Here is a 16,543-nt window from a genome sequence, read left to right on the forward strand (position 1 = left end):
GGCTTGATAACAAGAAACCCCGCGGGTGGAACCCACGGGGTACTGCGGATGAGGCGAGATTCGAACTCGCGGAGGGTTTCGCCCTCACACGCTTTCGAGGCGTGCTCCTTCGACCGCTCGGACACTCATCCAAGTCGCTCGTCACTGCGATGACCGCAGAAAACATGCAACCTGATTATTATAGGACAATTTCACGCGCATCTATCCCGCGTGTCGCAATGATGCGATAATATCACCACCAAGCTGTTCTCGAGTCATGCCGACTCAAGCATGTGCGACTAACTTGCGTTCGAACAGCTATTCCAAGGTGCGCTTCGCCCTGATTGCCTCGGCACGCGCAGCCAGTTCATCATCCGGAGGGTAAGACACATGCTCCAGCGTCAGTCCGCGCGCATCGATAGGCCCGGTCGAACCCTCACGAACCGGCTCGGCCATTTTGTGCGCGAACCAGTCCAGACTTTTCCTGCCTCTGCCCACCTGCACGCAAGCATTGACCAATGAACGCACCATATTGTGGGCGAACGCATCGGCGACGATTGTGAAACAGACCAGCCCTGACTCAAGAACGGACACCCGATACCCTGCCGCATCGGAATCCCCCGTCACCAGCGGCGCATCCGGGATCCTGTCCCAGTGAGCGCGCTTGACCTCCCTGATGGTCGTACCTCCAGGATTCGGTGTCGCGAACGAGCCGAAATCGTGCAAGCCTACGGTCATCCGGGCAGCCTCGTTCATCAGGCCCAAATCAAGTCGATCCGGGATTGCCGTCACAAATCCACGCATCCTGGGGTCCACCGGCCGACCTGCATCACAAATCCGGTAGACATAAGTGCGCTCCAGTGCGGAGAATCGCGCGTCAAAGCCCTCAGGCGCGCGGCAAATAGAACGGATAACGATATCTTCGGGCAACACATGCTTGAGGCGACGCTCTAAAGCCTCGACACCATTCGCCTGCATATGGCCGATGCATGAGTCGAGAATCTCTGGCGATATATCGACGTGGCACACCTGCCCCAATGCGTGTACGCCAGTATCGGTTCGGCCTGCGACGGTGACGCGAACCTCCCGCTCGTCAGCAAGTCGAAGAATGGTCGCCAACGCATGTTCCAGTTCGCCTTGTACTGTGCGCAGTCCTGGCTGTCGCGCCCAGCCATGATATCCGCCACCATCGTAGGAAAGGTCAATTCTCAATCTCATCGGCTCAAGTATACGACTTTGGCAAAAATTGTGCCGTCAATCGGGGGCAAGCGACAGTCAAAAAACACGTACGGCATACGCCTCGTGACAATGCCTCAGATTTGCGGTCACATACGACAACGGGGGTCGGACCCGTATGGATCCGACCCCCGTCATCAGTGTTGTGGAAAAGTCACGAAAGGTGACTGTTCACTCACTTCTCGTCGGCAGCCTTCTCAGCATCATCAGCCACGTCGGCTTCCTCAGCCTGCTCAGCAGCCTCGGCATCCGCGGCATCCGCGGTCTTGTCGAGGTCAACAGCGGCGGCGTCAGCAGCGGCGACATCGTTGCCGGACTCGTTGGCGGCTACAGCCTGCTCAACGGCATCAGCAGCAGCACCATCAGCGATCGCGGCATCGGCGGCAGCGGCAACAGCCTCGCTGTCTTCCTTCGCAGCGGTCTTGGCAGCAGCTTCAGCTTCCTTCACGACAGCCTTCTTGGCAACCGGCTCGGTGACGAGCTCGATGATGGCCTGCGGAGCGGAATCACCACGACGCGGAGCGATCTTGACGATACGGGTGTAGCCACCCTCACGCTGTTCCATCTGCTCGGCAATCTCGGTGAAGAGCTTGTGGACGATGGACTTGTCGCGAATGACGCGCATCACGCGACGGCGAGAGTGCAGATCACCACGCTTGGCGAAGGTGATCAGGCGCTCGGCCAGCGGACGCAGACGCTTTGCCTTCGGCAGGGTGGTCTTGATGCTGCCGTTACGGAACAGGCTGGTCGCCATGTTCGCGAGCATCAGGCGCTCATGTGCCGGGCTCGACGCCAGACGTGGGCCTTTCTTCGGTTTTGGCATGTTTACTCCTTATTGTTCCCGCTCAGGTGGGCAGATGCCCGAACATCCGATCAGGAACGGTTGGTCAAAGGGGCGGTTCACTCATCTTCCGGCGAGAAGAACGTGCCACCTTCGAGGTTGTTGGTATCAAATCCTCCGAGTGGCGAAGGCTTGAGCGACAGGCCGAAACCTTGCAGCTTCTCCTTGACTTCGTCGATGGACTTCATACCGAAATTGCGGATATCGAGCAGATCCTGCTCGGTGTGGGACACCAGCTCGCCGATGGTGTGAATCCCCTCACGCTTGAGGCAGTTGTAGCTGCGCTGCGTGAGATTGAGATCCTCGATCGGGATGGACATCTCAGGGTTGGTCTCTTCGGCAACCGGTGCCGGACCAACCTCGACGCCCTCGGCCTGAGCATTGAGCTCACGGCACAAGCCGAAAAGCTCAACCAGGGTCGAGCCGGCCGAAGCCACCGCATCACGCGGCGAAATGGCGGGCTTGGTCTCCACGTCCAGAATGAGCTTGTCGAAGTCCGTGCGCTGTTCCACGCGAGTGGCCTCGACCTTGTAGCTCACCTTGAGGACCGGGGAGTAGATCGAATCAACCGGAATGCGGCCGATTTCGTCGTTATCCTGCTTGTTCATCTGAGCAGGCACATAACCGCGGCCGCGTTCGACGGTGAACTCGATTTCGAGTTCGCCATCGTCTTCGAGCGTGGCGATGTGCAGATCCGGATTAGCGATGGTGACGCCGGCAGGCGGCGTGATATCTCCCGCCGTAGCCTCGCCCTTACCGCTTTTGCGCAGATACATGACCACTGGCTCGTCGTATTCGCTGGTCAGCACGATGCCCTTGATGTTGAGCAGGATCTCGGTTACATCCTCGACCACGCCAGGCAGAGTTGTGAACTCATGCAGGGCGCCGGAGATGCGGACCGAAGTGACTGCCGCCCCGGGGATGGAGCTGAGCAGCGTGCGGCGCAGGGAGTTGCCGAGCGTATAGCCGAAGCCAGGCTCGAGCGGCTCGATCACGAAACGTGAGCGCTGTGGATTGAGAGATTCCTCGGTAAGTGTCGGACGCTGTGCGATAAGCACTGTGGTTATCCTTTCAGCTTCTGATCGGTGGTGCACTCACCGGCCATAAGCGGGTTGGATGGGTGGATTGTAAAAGTGCTCAGACGCGACGACGCTTCGGAGGACGAACGCCGTTATGCGCTTGTGGGGTGACGTCGGTGATGGAACCGACCTCGAGTCCGGCGGACTGCAGGGAACGGATGGCGGTTTCACGACCGGAACCCGGGCCCTTCACGAATACGTCGACCTTCTTGACGCCGTGTTCCATTGCCTTGCGGGCAGCGGATTCGGCGGCCATGCCAGCGGCGTACGGCGTGGACTTACGGGAGCCCTTGAAACCGACATCGCCACCGGACGCCCAGGAGACAACCGCTCCGGACGGGTCCGTAATCGAGATGATGGTGTTATTGAAAGTGGACTTGATGTGCGCCTGCCCGACCGGCACCGACTTGCGGTCCCGGCGACGCGGCTTGCGCGCGGCTTGCTTTGTAGCTGCCATTGACCCTCGTTTCCTAGTAACGAACTTGAATGCCCGGGCGATGAGCTAGTCCTACTCGTGGCCCGGGGCACGCCACCTTACTTGGTGGCCTTCTTCTTTCCGGCGACCGTACGCTTCGGGCCCTTGCGGGTGCGGGCGTTGGTCTTGGTGCGCTGACCGCGCACAGGAAGTCCCCTACGGTGACGCTGGCCTTGGTAGCAGTTGATCTGGATCTTACGACGGATGTCCGCATCGATTTCACGACGCAGATCGCCTTCGATCTTGTAGTTGGCTTCAAGATAGTCGCGCAGCGTGATGAGCTGCTCATCCGTAAGATCCTTGACGCGGGTATCCGGATTGATTCCGGTCGCGGCAAGCGTTTCCTTCGCACGAGTGCGGCCCACACCAAAGATGTAGGTGAGCGCAATCTCGATACGCTTCTCATTTGGGATGTCGACTCCGGCAAGACGTGCCATTGCGATTCCTTTTGTTTTGCGCAGGTCTCACACCGAATCGCCCGGTTTCCCGGCCCGGGCCTGCGTACCCGGGGTTCAGCATGCGCTGTGATTCAGTGTCTGTTCATATGCCGCTGGAAATCTGCTCAGCCCTGACGCTGCTTGTGGCGCGGGTTCGTGCAGATCACCATGACGCGGCCGTGACGACGGATCACGCGGCAGTTTTCGCAGATCCTCTTCACACTAGGGCTGACCTTCATGGTTTTCCTTTGCTTGTACCTTACTTGTAACGGTACGTAATACGCCCGCGGTTCAGATCGTAGGGGCTCATCTCCAGCACAACCCGGTCCTGCGGAAGAATACGGATGTAGTTCTTGCGCATCTTTCCGGAAATCGTTGCCAGCACGATGTGCTTGTTCTCAAGTTCTACGCGAAACATCGCGTTCGGCAGTGCTTCCACCACCTTGCCTTCGACTTCAATCACACCGTCTTTTGCCATGAGCCTCGTTCCGTTCCTCAGACGAATTACTATGGGTATCCGAAGACACACCAAATTGCAATAATACACGAAAAGCTGGTGGTGCAACACACGGCGTGTTGCACCACCAGCTTCGATAATCATGCGGTTCGTCGGGTATAGGACCGCCTTTGATCGTCAGCCGAGCTTGGCGATGATTTCCTTGTTAATTGCCTCGATTTCGCCGACGCCATTGACGCTGACGAGCTTGCCGCGGTTGCGATAGATGTCAAGCAGCGGTGCGGTCTCCTTCGCATAGGTCTCAAGACGCTTCGCGATTGCTTCCGGGGTGTCGTCGGAACGGCCTTCCTCGGCTGCACGCTTCTTCATGCGTTCCAGCAGGACATCCTGAGCTGCGTCGAGCGCGACAGCATAATCCAACGGGGTTCCCAGCTCGTCAAGCATCTTGTCGAGCGCCTCGACCTGGGCGGCGTTACGCGGATACCCGTCAAGAATCCAACCATTGCGGGTATCGTCTTTGGCAAGACGATCCTTGACGATTGAGTTCGTCAGCTCGTCCGGCACGAGTTCGCCCTTGTCGATATATGCCTGTGCCTGCTTGCCGAGCTCCGTGTGGTTCTTCAGGTTGTAGCGGAAGATATCTCCGGTGGAAATCGCCGGAATGTTGTAATGCTTGCTCAGCAGAGCGGCCTGAGTTCCCTTGCCGACGCCCTGCGGTCCCATGATCAGCAGACGCATGGTGTTCCTTTCCTGTGGTTGCTGGCTTGATGAGCCAATGATCCGCGACCTCGTATCCTGACCCGAAGGCTCGGAGTTGGCCGCGCACAATTTGCATGTCGCACAATGTGACGACGGTTCTGCTATCTGTGCTCGCATCATTGTGCAGCTGCGGATAACAGTTCGGGTACGGCCTCAAGGACCGTACCCGGTTGCGGTTGTGGTTACTTGCCTTCGACGTGCTCGGTGTGCTCGAACAGGAATCCAGTGTACTGGAACTGCTCGGTCTGAGCCTTCGCCTGACGCAGGGTGTCAAGGCCGACGCCTGCAATGATCAGAATCGTCGTGCCACCGAAGGGCAGACGGTTGTTCAGCTGCATGGACATGATGAGCACAGTCGGGATGAGTGCCACGAAGAGCAGGTAGATGGCGCCCACCGTATCAAGACGGTTCATCACATAGCCGAGGTAACGGCTCGTTGCGCTACCGGCGCGAATCCCCGGGATGAACCCGCCGTAATCCTTCATGTTGTCGGCAACTTCGTCAGGATCGAAGGTGATGGACGTGTAGAAGAAGGTGAAGAACACAATCTGGATGGCATACAGCACGATGTACCACACTGTGGTGGTGCTGGCGAGGTTGGTGTTGATCCACTTGACCCAGCTTTGGTCGCTGTTGCCGAACTGCGCGATCAGTGTCGGGATAGACAGGATCGAGGATGCGAAAATCGGCGGGATGACGCCGCTCATGTTGATCTTAAGCGGCAGGTAGGTGGACGAACCGCCGTACATCTTACGGCCGATCATGCGGCGCGTGTACTGCACCGGGATCCGGCGCTGAGCAAGTTCGACATACACGACGAAAATCATGATGACGAGCAGAACACCGACGACGATGCCGAACTTGGTCCAGTTGCCGTCCTTGCCGTTGGTGCCCCAACCGATTTCCCACAGCTGCGGCAGGAAGCCGGAGCAGATGGACATGAAGATAAGGATGGACATACCCTGGCCGATGCCCTTATCGGTGATGAGCTCGGCCATCCACATGATGAAGCCGGTGCCGCCGGTCATGATGAGGACCATGACGACCAGATTCCATACCGAATCATTCGGGATGACCTGCGAGCACTGGTAGTTGAACAGCGCTCCGGAACGCGCGGTGACCAGGATGGTGGTGGACTGGAGCACAGCCAAGCCGATGGTCAGATAACGGGTATACTGCGTGAGCTTCGCTTCGCCGGACTGGCCTTCCTTGTGCAGCATTTCGAAACGAGGAATGACCACACGCAGCAGCTGGATAACGATGGATGCCGTGATGTACGGCATGACGCCCAGTGCGAAGATCGACAGCTGGAGCATGGCGCCGCCGGAGAAGAGGTTGACCAGACCGATGAAGTTCTCGGAGACCGTGCTCATCTTGCCGACGCACTGCTGGACGACTTTGACGTCGACGCCCGGCGTTGGGATGAATGAGCCGATACGGTAAATGATGATCATGCCAAGTACAAAGAGGATCTTATTCCTCAATTCCTTGGTCTTGAAGGCCTGGATTAACGTCCTCACCTGGGGTTCCTTCCCTTATGTCTTGCGCGAGGAAACCACGCGAACGTGCAATGTCACACTCTAAGTTCCACAGTCTACCCTATGCCGTCTACCTAACGCGCGTCGATGCACATGAGATATCGCGGGCGGTATTGTGGGAACCGCGGGTACGGTACTGAATACGATGTGACCCTCCCCTAGTACAGGAGAGGGTCACATCAGCTTGTCTAGCAGGCAAGCATCACCGAGTTCAGTTCTCGGAGATGGAGCCGCCCGCAGCCTCGATCTTTGCCTTAGCGGAGGCCGAAGCCTTCACGCCCTTGATGGTGAACGCCAGCTTGGTGTCTCCATCGCCCAGGATCTTAACCGGGTTGCCAGCACGCACGGCGTGCTTCTTGACCAGATCGGCCACGGTTACTTCGCCGCCCTCAGGGAACAGCTCGTTCAGCGTAGCGATGTTGACGACCTGGTAGACCTGCTTGAACGGGCTCTTGAAGCCGCGCAGCTTCGGAAGACGCATGTACAGCGGCAGCTGTCCGCCTTCGAAGCCAGGACGAACCTGATAGCGCTTCTTGGTGCCCTTGGCGCCACGGCCCGAGGTCTTGCCCTTGGAACCTTCACCGCGACCAACGCGGATACGGTCCTTCTTGGCTCCCGGAGCCGGGTGCAGATCATGCATTTGCAGGATGTCTGCTTCTTCGTTTGCCATAATCAGTCAGCCTCCTCGACGGTGACCAGGTGGCGCACAGCGTTGACCAGGCCACGGTTGGCGGCGGTGTCCTCACGGACGACGCTCTGGCCGATCTTGTGCAGGCCCAGGGTCTGCACCGTAGCACGCTGGCGTGGGGTGGTGTTCACCACACCGTGGATCAGGGTGATCTTCAGATTGGCCATCACTCACCATCCTTCGTTTCAGCGGCTGCCTTGGCCTGGGCTTCCTCACGGGCCTTGCGGGCCTCAGCGATGCCCTCGGCGCGAGCGCGCAGCAGAGCATCCGGAGCAACCTCTTCGAGCGTAAGACCACGGCGCGCCGCAATCTCTTCCGGCTCTTCGAGCTGCTTGAGGGCAGCCACGGTTGCACGGACCACGTTCACCGCGGTTGCGGAGCCCATGGACTTGGTGAGGATGTCGGAGATACCAGCGCACTCCATGACGGCGCGGACAGCACCGCCGGCGATAACGCCGGTACCGGGGGCGGCCGGGCGAAGCATCACAGTGCCAGCGGCGTCATGACCGATCACCGGATGGGTGATGGTGCCCTTGACGCGCGGAACGGTGAACATGTGCTTCTTGGCGTCCAGCTGGCCCTTGGCGATAGCCGCCGGGACCTCACGGGACTTGCCATAGCCGACACCCACAGTGCCCTTGCCGTCGCCGACAACCACGAGGGCGGCGAAGCTGAAGGTACGACCACCCTTGTGGGTCTTGGACACGCGGTTGATGGTGACCACGCGATCGAGCAGCTCGTCGCCGTGATTCTCTTCACGACGGTTGCGACGCTCGCCACGACGGCCTTCACCGCGCTGGCCACGACGGGACTTGCGCTCGTCGTTGTTCTCTGCAGCAGCCTGAGTGTTCTGAGTTTCTTCAGCCACTTGGGTTTCCTTCTCGTTATCGCTCACAGTGCCAGACCTCCCTCGCGGGCGCCATCAGCAACAGCTGCGACGCGACCATGGTACTTGTAGCCACCGCGGTCGAACACGACCTTGGTGATACCGGCGTCCTTGGCGCGCTGAGCGACAAGTTCACCGACCTTCTTGGCCGCTTCGGTCTTGTTGCCTTCGAACCCATCGAAATCGTGGGACATAGTGGAAGCGCTTGCCAAGGTAATGCCCTTGGTATCGTCCACAATCTGGGCGACCATGTGACGGTTGGAACGGGTGACCACCAGGCGCGGACGCTCCGGGGTACCGGAAATGCGCTTGCGCAGGCGGGCGTGACGACGAAGACGGGAGAACTTCTTGCCCTTGCCGAAAATCTTGACGCTCATATCACTTACCAGCCTTTCCAGCCTTGCGCAGGATGTGCTCGTCGCTGTACTTGATGCCCTTGCCCTTGTAGGGTTCCGGAGCACGAAGCTTGCGGATGTTCGCGGCAGCCTGGCCAACGGCCTGCTTGTCGGAGCCCTTGACGATCACCTGGTTGGCGTTCGGCAGTTCGAACTCGATGCCTTCAGGCGGATCGACGGTGATGGTGTGCGAGTAGCCGAGGGAGAACTCGATGCTCTTGCCCTTGAGCTGCGCGCGGTAACCAGTGCCGACGATGTCGAGGGTCTTGGTGTAGCCCTCGTGCACGCCCTTGACCATGGACGCGATGATCGAGCGGGCCAGACCGTGCTTGGCACGGGTCGGACGCAGATCGTCGGCCGGGGTCAGGATGATTTCGTTGCCTTCAACCTTGCCGGTGATGCCTTCCGGAATCACGAAGGAATCAGAGCCCTTCGGGCCCTTGGTGGAGAAGGTCTGACCTTCAATCTTGACTTCCACGCCAGCCGGGATGGTGACGGGGAGCTTACCAATATGCGATGCCATGTTTCAGCTCTCCTTTCTCACCAAACGTAAGCGACGATTTCGCCGCCGATGCCCCGGTCGAGGCATTCCTTCTGGGTCAGCAATCCCGAGCTTGTCGAGATGATGGCGACGCCGAGGCCACCGAGCGGCATCGGCAGGGAGTCGGACTTCGCATAGCGACGCATGCCCGGCTTCGAAATACGCTTGATGCCCTGGATGGAACGCTCGCCGTGAGGACCATACTTCAGCGTGATTTCGAGGGTCTGGCCGACCTTAGCTTCCTTCGCCGTGAAATCGGCGATGTAGCCTTCACGCTTGAGGATCTCGGCGATGTTCGCCTTGAACTTGGAGTACGGCATATCCACGGTCTGGTGCTTTGCCGCGCTCGCATTACGCAGACGCGTGAGCATGTCTGCGATCGGATCTGTCATTGTCATGTGGGCTAACGCCCTTTCTCGCCGTGGTTTCCGCCGCCCTCACGGGTGCTGTGCACCCGATCGGGCCGCGGACCTTCAGCGTCGATGTTTACCAACTGGACTTCGTAACTCCGGGCAGCTCGCCACGGTGAGCCTTCTCGCGAAGGCAGATGCGGCACAGGCCGAACTTGCGGTACACGGAGTGGGGACGACCACAAACCTGGCAACGCGTGTAGGCGCGCACCTTGAACTTCGGCTTGGCGGCCGCCTTGTTCTTCAGAGCGGTTTTTGCCATTTCAGTTCTCCTTGAAGGGGAAACCGAGGTGCTTGAGCAGCACGCGGGCTTCCTTGTCGTCCTTGGTGTTCGTCACCACGGTGATGTCCATACCACGGACGTGGTCAATGGAATCAGGATCGATCTCGTGGAACATAGACTGCTCGGTGAGACCGAAGTTGTAGTTGCCCTGGCCGTCGAACTGGTTGCCGTCGATGCCGCGGAAATCGCGGATACGCGGCAGAGCCAGCGTCAGAAGACGGTCGAGGAACTCCCACATGCGGTCGCCGCGGAGCGTGACGTACGCGCCAATGGCCTGGCCCTCACGCAGATGGAACTGCGCGACAGACTTCTTCGCGTGGGTGATCTTCGGCTTCTGACCGGTGATGGCCGTCAGGTCCTTCACAGCACCTTCGATGAGCTTGGAGTCGCGGGCAGCGGCACCGACACCCATGGAGACGACGACCTTCTGCAGACGAGCAACCTGCATCGGGTTGGAATACTTGAATTCCTTCTCGAGCTCAGGCACGATCTGGTCGAAGTACTTCTGCTTCAAGCGCGGAGTTGCCGGCGCTTCGACTGTGGTATCGGTCATGCCAGCTCCTTTCCGGACTTCTTGGCGACACGCACGCGCACGGTCTTCACCTTGCCGTCACGAGCCTCCTGCTTAACGACCACGCCAACGCGGGTCGGCTGCTTGGTCTCTGGGTCGATCAGCATCACGTTGGAGCGATGGATCGGAGCCTCGACCGGAACGATGCCGGACTGCTGGCCCTGCTGAGTGGCACGGACATGCTTCTTGACAATCTGCACACCCTCAACGATCAGTCGATCGTTGGGCAGCACACGCAAGACTTTGCCTTCCTTGCCGCGATCCTTGCCGCGGATGACCTTGACCTGGTCGCCGCTCTTGATCTTGGCTACCATTCAGATCACCTCCGGAGCGAGGGACACGATCTTCATGAAGCGCTTGTCGCGCAGCTCACGACCGACCGGTCCGAAGATACGAGTGCCCTTGGGTTCCTGGCCGGAGCCGAGGAGCACAGCGGCGTTCTCGTCGAACTTGATGTAGGAACCATCCGCACGGCGGTGTTCCTTGACGGTGCGGACGACAACGGCTTTCACCACGTCGCCCTTCTTGACCGACCCGCCAGGAATGGCGTCCTTGACGGTGGCGACGATCACGTCGCCGATGCCGGCATAGCGTCGCTTCGATCCGCCGAGCACTCGGATGGCCAAGATCTCCTTGGCACCCGTGTTGTCGGCGACATGAAGCCGCGTTTCCTGCTGAATCATTGATTCTCCTTAGCCGAGCTGGTTCTCCCCGAGCACCCTTGCGGGTGATCGCGGAGCCTTGCCGAACTTGTTACTTGGCGCGCTCGATAATGCTATCGAGACGCCAACGCTTGGTCTTGCTCAGAGGCCGAGTCTCCATAATACTCACGAGGTCGCCAACGTGGGCTTCGTTGTGTTCATCATGGGCCTTGACCTTGCGGGTGGAGCGGACGACCTTGCCGTACAGCGGGTGGGTCGAACGCTGCTCGAGCTCGACGGTGATCGTCTTGTCCATAGCTTCGGACACGACGTAACCGCGACGAACCTTGCGGAAGTTACGCTCTTGCTTTTCAGCCATGCTTACTTCTCCTCAGCTTTCGTATCCGCAGCCTCAGGCTCCTCGGTGATACCGAGTTCGCGTTCGCGCAGGACGGTGTACATCCGGGCGATGTCGCGCTTGACAGCCTTGAGACGGGCGGTGTTTTCGAGCTGGCCGGTTGCGTGCTGGAAGCGCAGGTTGAACAGCTCTTCCTTGGACTTCTTGAGGAAGCCCTCGATTTCCGCATTGGTCTTCTCGTTGAGATTCTTGATGGAATAGTCTGCAGTTCCGACTGGCATCAGATGTCACCGCCTTCACGCGCGATAATACGGCACTTCATGGGGAGCTTGTCGATAGCGCGGCGCAGAGCCTCGTGAGCGACATCCTCCGAGACACCACCGATCTCGAACATGACTCGACCGGGGTGGATATCGGCGATCCAGAACTCAGGCGCGCCCTTACCGGAACCCATTCGGGCGCCGAGCGGGTGCTTGGTCAGCGGGCGATCCGGGAAGATCGTAATCCACACGCGGCCACCACGCTTGATGTAGCGGGTCATGGCGATACGTGCGGCTTCAATCTGACGGTTCGTCACATAAGCCGGGGCAAGCGCCTGGATGCCGTAATCGCCAAAAGCGATCTCGTTGCCGCCCTTGGACATACCATGACGGTCCGGGCGATGCTGCTTGCGGTATTTAACTCTCTTTGGGATAAGCATTCCAGCTCACTCCTTCGTTTCCGTTGCGGCAGGAGCCTCAGCTTCGGCTGCAGCCGGGGCCACCTGAGCGGCTTCGGTCGCAGGCTTGGACTGAGCGGAACGCTGACCGCCACGGCGCGGGCGACGATCGCCACGACGACCCGGACGGCTGTTGTTCTGCTGAGCCTGCTGCTCTTCGAACTGAGTCTCAGTCATATCACCCTTGTAGATCCACACCTTCACGCCGATACGGCCGTAAGTGGTGCGGGCTTCGAAGAAGCCGTAATCGATGAGGGCGCGGAGAGTCTGCAGCGGAACGCGACCCTCGCGATAGAACTCGGAACGGCTCATTTCCGCACCGCCGAGACGGCCGGAGAGCTTGATACGGATACCCTTGGCGCCGGCACGCATCGCGTCCTGCTCCGCCTTGCGCATGGCACGGCGGAAAGTAACGCGGTTGGTCAGCTGCTCAGCGATGCTCTGGGCAACGAGCTGAGCGTCAAGAGCTGCGTTCTTCACTTCGAAGATGTTGAGCTGGACCTGCTTGCCGGTGAGCTTCTCGAGCTTGGCGCGAACGCGCTCAGCCTCAGCACCACGGCGGCCGATCACGATGCCCGGGCGGGCGGTGTGGATGTCCACACGCACGCGGTCACGGGTACGCTCGATGACGATACGGGACACGCCCGCACGCTCGAGATCCTTGCTCAGCGCCTTGCGGATCTTGTCATCCTCAAGCACGAAGTCACGGTAACGCTCGCCAACCTTGTTGGAATCGGAGAACCACTTGGAACGATGGTTCTCAGTGATACCCAGGCGATAGCCAAAGGGATTGATCTTCTGACCCATCTTTAGCGGGCTCCTTCCTTGCTAGCGACAACGACCGTGATGTGGCTGGTGCGCTTGTTGATGCGAGCGGCACGGCCCTGGGCACGAGCGCGGAAACGCTTGAGCGTCACGCCTTCGTCCACGTAGGTCTCTTTGATGAACAGGTCGTTCTCGCGGAACGGCTCGCCGGCCTTGTCGGCCTTCACGCGAGCGTTGGCGATAGCGCTCTCCAGAGTCTTGCGCACGGGCAGTGCGGCGGACTGAGGAGCGAACTTGAGAATGGTGATGGCGTCGGTCGCACGCTTGCCTCGGATGAGGTCGACCATGCGGCGAGCCTTGCGCGGCGTCACGCGGACGTGACGAGCGATTGCTTTAGCTTCCATGTGTCTTGTCTCCTCTTTAGCGGCGTGCCTTCTTGTCGTCCTTCACATGACCCTTGAAGGTCTTGGTCGGGGCGAACTCGCCGAGCTTGTGGCCAACCATTGCCTCGGTGACGAACACCGGCACATGCTTGCGACCGTCATGGACGGCGAAGGTGTGGCCGATGAAGTCCGGGGTGATCATCGAACGGCGCGACCACGTCTTGATGACGTTGTGCGTGCCCTTCTCGTTCTGCTCGTCGACTTTCTTCTGCAAGTGGGCGTCGACGAATGGGCCCTTCTTGATGCTACGAGTCATCTACTCGACACTCCCTTACTTGCGGTTCTTACCATTCGGACGACGACGAACAATCATCTTGTTCGAAGCCTTCTTCGGACGGCGAGTACGAACTTCGCCCTTGCCCCACGGAGACACTGGCGGCTTGCCACCACGAGTACGACCGCCATGCGGGTGGTCGACCGGGTTCATGGACTCACCACGAGTGATCGGGCGCTTGCCCATCCAGCGGGCGCGACCTGCCTTACCGAGCTGGACGTTGGCGTGATCGGCATTGCCGACCTCACCGACGGTCGCGCGGCAACGAGCATCGACGTTGCGGATTTCGCCGGACGGCATACGCAGCTGGGCGTAAGCGCCGTCCTTAGCGACGAGCTGAACGGCAGCACCAGCAGAACGCGCAATCTTTGCGCCGCCCAGCGGGCGGAGCTCGATGGCGTGCACGATGGTACCGGTCGGGATGTTGCGCAGCGGCAGGTTGTTGCCGGGCTTGATATCGGCCTGTTCGCCGGTCTCAATGATGTCGCCCTGCTTGACGCCTTCCGGAGCGATGATGTAGCGCTTCTCACCATCTGCATAGTGCAGCAGCGCAATGCGGGCCGAACGGTTCGGGTCGTACTCGATGTGAGCGACCTTCGCCGGCACGCCGTCCTTGTCCCAACGCTTGAAGTCGATGAGACGGTACTGGCGCTTGTGGCCGCCGCCGCGATGGCGGGAGGTCATACGGCCATAAGAGTTACGACCGCCGGTCTTGGTGAGCTTGCGAACCAGCGACTTCTCAGGCGTGGAGCGCGTGACGTCGGAGAAATCCGACACGGACGCGTTGCGACGGCCTGCAGTCGTCGGCTTATAAACGCGGATAGCCATAATGTAGTTCTTCCTTTGACTTTCTCGGCTAGCCTTCAGTTACCGAAGATGTCGATCGTCTGGCCCTCGGCCACGGTCACGATCGCGCGCTTCTGATTGACGCGCTGACCGAAACCGGTACGGGTGCGCTTGCGCTTGCCCGCGCGGTTGAGGGTGTTGACATTCGTCACCTTGACATTGAAGATCTCTTCGATGGCCTGCTTGATCTGCACCTTGTTCGCGTTCGGCGCCACAACGAAGGTGTAGCGGCCGCGATCGGACTCGGCGTAGCTCTTCTCAGAGACAACAGGCTTGAGGATGATGTCGTGTGCTGGCTTGTGAATAGCGACCATGTGGATCAGGCCTCCTTCGTGGCCGACTTCGTCTTCGCCGCAACGAAGGCGTCGAAGCCTTCCTTCGAGAAGACGACATACTTGGCGGTGACCACGTCGTACGTGTTGAGCTGATCCGCGAAGATCGGGTGCACGGTCGGGATGTTGCGCACCGACAGCCACTCGTTGATGTTGTCGCGGGAGAACACCACAGTGGTGAACTCATTGGAGCTCACGGCGTTCAGCGCGGTAACAGCGGTCTTCGTGGACGGAGTCTCGATGCCACCGAAATCGATAACACCGATGTGACCGGCGTTGGCGCGATCGGAGAGGATGTAGCGCAGAGCTGCGGCCTTCATCTTCTTCGGGGTGCGCTGGCTGTAGTCACGCGGGACCGGCCCGTGGACGACGCCGCCGTGGTACCACTGCGGAGCGCGGATGGAGCCCTGGCGTGCACGGCCGGTGCCCTTCTGCTTCCACGGCTTCTTGCCGCCGCCGGAGACCTTCGCACGGTTCTTCACCGCATGGGTGCCCTGACGGGCCGCGGCGAGCTGCGCGATGACCACCTGGTGAATCAGCGGGATGTGGGCGTGGACGTCTTCAGCGGAAATGCCGAAGATCTCAGCCGGCGCTTCAACAGTGCCAGCGGCCTGTCCCTTGACGTCAGTGACGTTCAGAGTAACGTTTGCCATGGTTTCAGGCTCCCTTCACTGCCGAACGGACGAGAACGATGCCGCCCTTGGGCCCCGGGATGGCGCCCTTGATAGCGAGGATGCCGTTCTCGACATCGGAGGAGACGATGGTAAGGCTCAGCACGGTGTTGGTCTCATGACCCATACGGCCGGCCATGCGCTTGCCCTTGAGAATACGGCTCGGAGTAGCGCATGCACCGACTGAACCGGGGCGACGCTCGTTCTTGTGAGAGCCGTGAGTACGACGATAGGACTTGAAGCCCCAGCGCTTGATGGTACCGGCGAAGCCCTTGCCCTTGGTGGTGCCGGTGACGTCCACCAGCGTACCTTCGGAGAACAGCTCGGCAGTCAGTTCCTGACCGGGCTTGTACTCCTCGGCGTTATCCGTGCGCACCTCTGCGAGGTGACGACGCGGGGTAACACCGGCCTTGGCGAAATGACCAGCGAGCGGCTTGGTCACCTTCGTCGGATCGATCTGGCCGTAACCGAGCTGGACAGCCTTGTAGCCGTCGGTTTCCTCGGTCTTGACTGCGGTGACCACGTTGGTGGACACGTCGACCAGGGTGACGGGAACGAAGAAGCCGTTCTCATCCCAGACCTGCGACATGCCGAGCTTGCGGCCGAGCAGTGCAGTGCGATTCTTGTTCTGTGACATAGCGGTTCCCTCCTCCCTTACAGCTTGATCTCGATGTTGACATCCGCAGGCAGATCAATGTGCATCAGGGAGTCCACGGCCTTCGGGGTCGGGTCCACGATGTCGATGAGACGCTTATGAGTACGCATCTCGAAATGCTCGCGAGAATCCTTGTACTTATGAGGAGAACGAATAACACAGAACACGTTCTTCTCGGTCGGCAGAGGAACCGGGCCCACCACAGTGGCACCCGCGTTCGTCACCGTCTCGACGATTTTCTTCGCCGATTGGTCGATGACCTCAT

30 protein-coding genes and 1 tRNA gene are annotated in these 16,543 nt (G+C 59.7%); all 31 read right to left on the reverse strand.

What is annotated here, in order from left to right; all coding sequences use genetic code 11:
* Window positions 1-45: 45 nt before the first annotated feature.
* Window positions 46-131, reverse strand: a tRNA-Ser gene (locus tag ACI38B_RS01350).
* Between the two features lie 166 nt (window positions 132-297).
* Window positions 298-1,197 (reverse strand): tRNA pseudouridine(38-40) synthase TruA, encoded by a 900-nt coding sequence (gene truA, locus ACI38B_RS01355; RefSeq protein ID WP_439729220.1) that lies wholly within the window; start codon window positions 1,195-1,197, stop codon window positions 298-300.
* Between the two features lie 193 nt (window positions 1,198-1,390).
* Window positions 1,391-2,038: a 50S ribosomal protein L17 gene (rplQ, locus tag ACI38B_RS01360; RefSeq protein ID WP_439729221.1), complete on the reverse strand. Its 648-nt coding sequence runs from the start codon at window positions 2,036-2,038 to the stop codon at window positions 1,391-1,393.
* Window positions 2,039-2,115: 77 nt separating this feature from the next.
* Window positions 2,116-3,114, reverse strand: coding sequence for a DNA-directed RNA polymerase subunit alpha (locus ACI38B_RS01365; RefSeq protein WP_015450948.1), 999 nt, complete (start codon window positions 3,112-3,114; stop codon window positions 2,116-2,118).
* A gap of 79 nt (window positions 3,115-3,193) precedes the next feature.
* The gene (rpsK, locus tag ACI38B_RS01370) at window positions 3,194-3,592 is read right to left on the reverse strand and encodes a 30S ribosomal protein S11 (RefSeq protein ID WP_022860898.1); all 399 of its coding nucleotides are present in this window, start codon (window positions 3,590-3,592) and stop codon (window positions 3,194-3,196) included.
* Window positions 3,593-3,669: 77 nt separating this feature from the next.
* Window positions 3,670-4,047 (reverse strand): 30S ribosomal protein S13, encoded by a 378-nt coding sequence (rpsM, locus tag ACI38B_RS01375; RefSeq protein ID WP_015450950.1) that lies wholly within the window; start codon window positions 4,045-4,047, stop codon window positions 3,670-3,672.
* 125 nt (window positions 4,048-4,172) lie between these two features.
* A complete protein-coding gene (rpmJ, locus tag ACI38B_RS01380; RefSeq protein ID WP_003814578.1) occupies window positions 4,173-4,286 on the reverse strand; it encodes a 50S ribosomal protein L36 in 114 nt (37 codons plus the stop codon).
* Window positions 4,287-4,306: 20 nt separating this feature from the next.
* Window positions 4,307-4,525 carry a translation initiation factor IF-1 gene (infA, locus tag ACI38B_RS01385; RefSeq protein WP_015450951.1) on the reverse strand — a complete coding sequence of 73 codons (219 nt, stop codon included), beginning with the start codon at window positions 4,523-4,525 and terminating at the stop codon, window positions 4,307-4,309.
* Window positions 4,526-4,681: 156 nt separating this feature from the next.
* Window positions 4,682-5,242, reverse strand: coding sequence for an adenylate kinase (locus tag ACI38B_RS01390; RefSeq protein ID WP_033505964.1), 561 nt, complete (start codon window positions 5,240-5,242; stop codon window positions 4,682-4,684).
* A gap of 203 nt (window positions 5,243-5,445) precedes the next feature.
* On the reverse strand, window positions 5,446-6,783 hold the full coding sequence (gene secY, locus ACI38B_RS01395) for a preprotein translocase subunit SecY (protein ID WP_439729222.1): 1,338 nt from the start codon (window positions 6,781-6,783) through the stop codon (window positions 5,446-5,448).
* A gap of 229 nt (window positions 6,784-7,012) precedes the next feature.
* The gene (gene rplO / locus ACI38B_RS01400) at window positions 7,013-7,471 is read right to left on the reverse strand and encodes a 50S ribosomal protein L15 (RefSeq protein WP_044091627.1); all 459 of its coding nucleotides are present in this window, start codon (window positions 7,469-7,471) and stop codon (window positions 7,013-7,015) included.
* A gap of 2 nt (window positions 7,472-7,473) precedes the next feature.
* A complete protein-coding gene (gene rpmD, locus ACI38B_RS01405) occupies window positions 7,474-7,656 on the reverse strand; it encodes a 50S ribosomal protein L30 (protein ID WP_015450955.1) in 183 nt (60 codons plus the stop codon).
* Window positions 7,656-8,384, reverse strand: a complete 729-nt coding sequence (gene rpsE, locus ACI38B_RS01410) for a 30S ribosomal protein S5 (protein WP_439729223.1) — start codon at window positions 8,382-8,384, stop codon at window positions 7,656-7,658. Before rpsE ends, rpmD begins: the two co-directional genes overlap by 1 nt.
* A complete protein-coding gene (rplR, locus tag ACI38B_RS01415; RefSeq protein WP_015450957.1) occupies window positions 8,381-8,752 on the reverse strand; it encodes a 50S ribosomal protein L18 in 372 nt (123 codons plus the stop codon). Before rplR ends, rpsE begins: the two co-directional genes overlap by 4 nt.
* Before the next feature lies 1 nt (window position 8,753).
* Entirely contained in the window at window positions 8,754-9,293 is a 540-nt protein-coding gene (rplF, locus tag ACI38B_RS01420; protein WP_015450958.1) for a 50S ribosomal protein L6, read from the reverse strand.
* Between the two features lie 17 nt (window positions 9,294-9,310).
* Entirely contained in the window at window positions 9,311-9,709 is a 399-nt protein-coding gene (gene rpsH / locus ACI38B_RS01425) for a 30S ribosomal protein S8 (protein WP_015450959.1), read from the reverse strand.
* Window positions 9,710-9,797: 88 nt separating this feature from the next.
* Window positions 9,798-9,983, reverse strand: a complete 186-nt coding sequence (locus tag ACI38B_RS01430) for a type Z 30S ribosomal protein S14 (protein WP_003808046.1) — start codon at window positions 9,981-9,983, stop codon at window positions 9,798-9,800.
* Between the two features lies 1 nt (window position 9,984).
* Window positions 9,985-10,557 carry a 50S ribosomal protein L5 gene (gene rplE / locus ACI38B_RS01435; RefSeq protein WP_015450960.1) on the reverse strand — a complete coding sequence of 191 codons (573 nt, stop codon included), beginning with the start codon at window positions 10,555-10,557 and terminating at the stop codon, window positions 9,985-9,987.
* The gene (rplX, locus tag ACI38B_RS01440) at window positions 10,554-10,889 is read right to left on the reverse strand and encodes a 50S ribosomal protein L24 (protein ID WP_015450961.1); all 336 of its coding nucleotides are present in this window, start codon (window positions 10,887-10,889) and stop codon (window positions 10,554-10,556) included. Before rplX ends, rplE begins: the two co-directional genes overlap by 4 nt.
* Complete coding sequence (rplN, locus tag ACI38B_RS01445) at window positions 10,890-11,258, reverse strand: 50S ribosomal protein L14 (RefSeq protein WP_015450962.1); 369 nt, start codon at window positions 11,256-11,258, stop codon at window positions 10,890-10,892.
* Between the two features lie 70 nt (window positions 11,259-11,328).
* Window positions 11,329-11,595 carry a 30S ribosomal protein S17 gene (gene rpsQ / locus ACI38B_RS01450; RefSeq protein ID WP_015450963.1) on the reverse strand — a complete coding sequence of 89 codons (267 nt, stop codon included), beginning with the start codon at window positions 11,593-11,595 and terminating at the stop codon, window positions 11,329-11,331.
* 2 nt (window positions 11,596-11,597) lie between these two features.
* The gene (gene rpmC, locus ACI38B_RS01455; RefSeq protein WP_015450964.1) at window positions 11,598-11,855 is read right to left on the reverse strand and encodes a 50S ribosomal protein L29; all 258 of its coding nucleotides are present in this window, start codon (window positions 11,853-11,855) and stop codon (window positions 11,598-11,600) included.
* Window positions 11,855-12,274 carry a 50S ribosomal protein L16 gene (rplP, locus tag ACI38B_RS01460; RefSeq protein WP_015450965.1) on the reverse strand — a complete coding sequence of 140 codons (420 nt, stop codon included), beginning with the start codon at window positions 12,272-12,274 and terminating at the stop codon, window positions 11,855-11,857. The genes rpmC and rplP overlap by 1 nt, the downstream gene beginning before the upstream one ends.
* Window positions 12,275-12,280: 6 nt before the next feature.
* Window positions 12,281-13,099, reverse strand: a complete 819-nt coding sequence (gene rpsC, locus ACI38B_RS01465) for a 30S ribosomal protein S3 (protein ID WP_439729224.1) — start codon at window positions 13,097-13,099, stop codon at window positions 12,281-12,283.
* Window positions 13,100-13,101: 2 nt separating this feature from the next.
* On the reverse strand, window positions 13,102-13,461 hold the full coding sequence (gene rplV / locus ACI38B_RS01470; RefSeq protein ID WP_015450967.1) for a 50S ribosomal protein L22: 360 nt from the start codon (window positions 13,459-13,461) through the stop codon (window positions 13,102-13,104).
* 16 nt (window positions 13,462-13,477) lie between these two features.
* The gene (rpsS, locus tag ACI38B_RS01475; protein WP_015450968.1) at window positions 13,478-13,756 is read right to left on the reverse strand and encodes a 30S ribosomal protein S19; all 279 of its coding nucleotides are present in this window, start codon (window positions 13,754-13,756) and stop codon (window positions 13,478-13,480) included.
* Between the two features lie 15 nt (window positions 13,757-13,771).
* Window positions 13,772-14,602, reverse strand: coding sequence for a 50S ribosomal protein L2 (rplB, locus tag ACI38B_RS01480; RefSeq protein WP_015450969.1), 831 nt, complete (start codon window positions 14,600-14,602; stop codon window positions 13,772-13,774).
* Between the two features lie 35 nt (window positions 14,603-14,637).
* A complete protein-coding gene (rplW, locus tag ACI38B_RS01485; protein WP_015450970.1) occupies window positions 14,638-14,934 on the reverse strand; it encodes a 50S ribosomal protein L23 in 297 nt (98 codons plus the stop codon).
* Window positions 14,935-14,939: 5 nt separating this feature from the next.
* Entirely contained in the window at window positions 14,940-15,605 is a 666-nt protein-coding gene (rplD, locus tag ACI38B_RS01490; RefSeq protein WP_015450971.1) for a 50S ribosomal protein L4, read from the reverse strand.
* A 4-nt stretch (window positions 15,606-15,609) separates the two neighbouring features.
* Complete coding sequence (rplC, locus tag ACI38B_RS01495) at window positions 15,610-16,260, reverse strand: 50S ribosomal protein L3 (protein ID WP_439729225.1); 651 nt, start codon at window positions 16,258-16,260, stop codon at window positions 15,610-15,612.
* 17 nt (window positions 16,261-16,277) lie between these two features.
* On the reverse strand, window positions 16,278-16,543 hold a 266-nt coding region (rpsJ, locus tag ACI38B_RS01500; protein ID WP_439729226.1), incomplete at its 5' end, for a 30S ribosomal protein S10.

It is taken from the genome of Bifidobacterium sp., assembly GCF_051876855.1.
Taxonomy (GTDB): Bacteria; Actinomycetota; Actinomycetes; order Actinomycetales; family Bifidobacteriaceae; genus Bifidobacterium.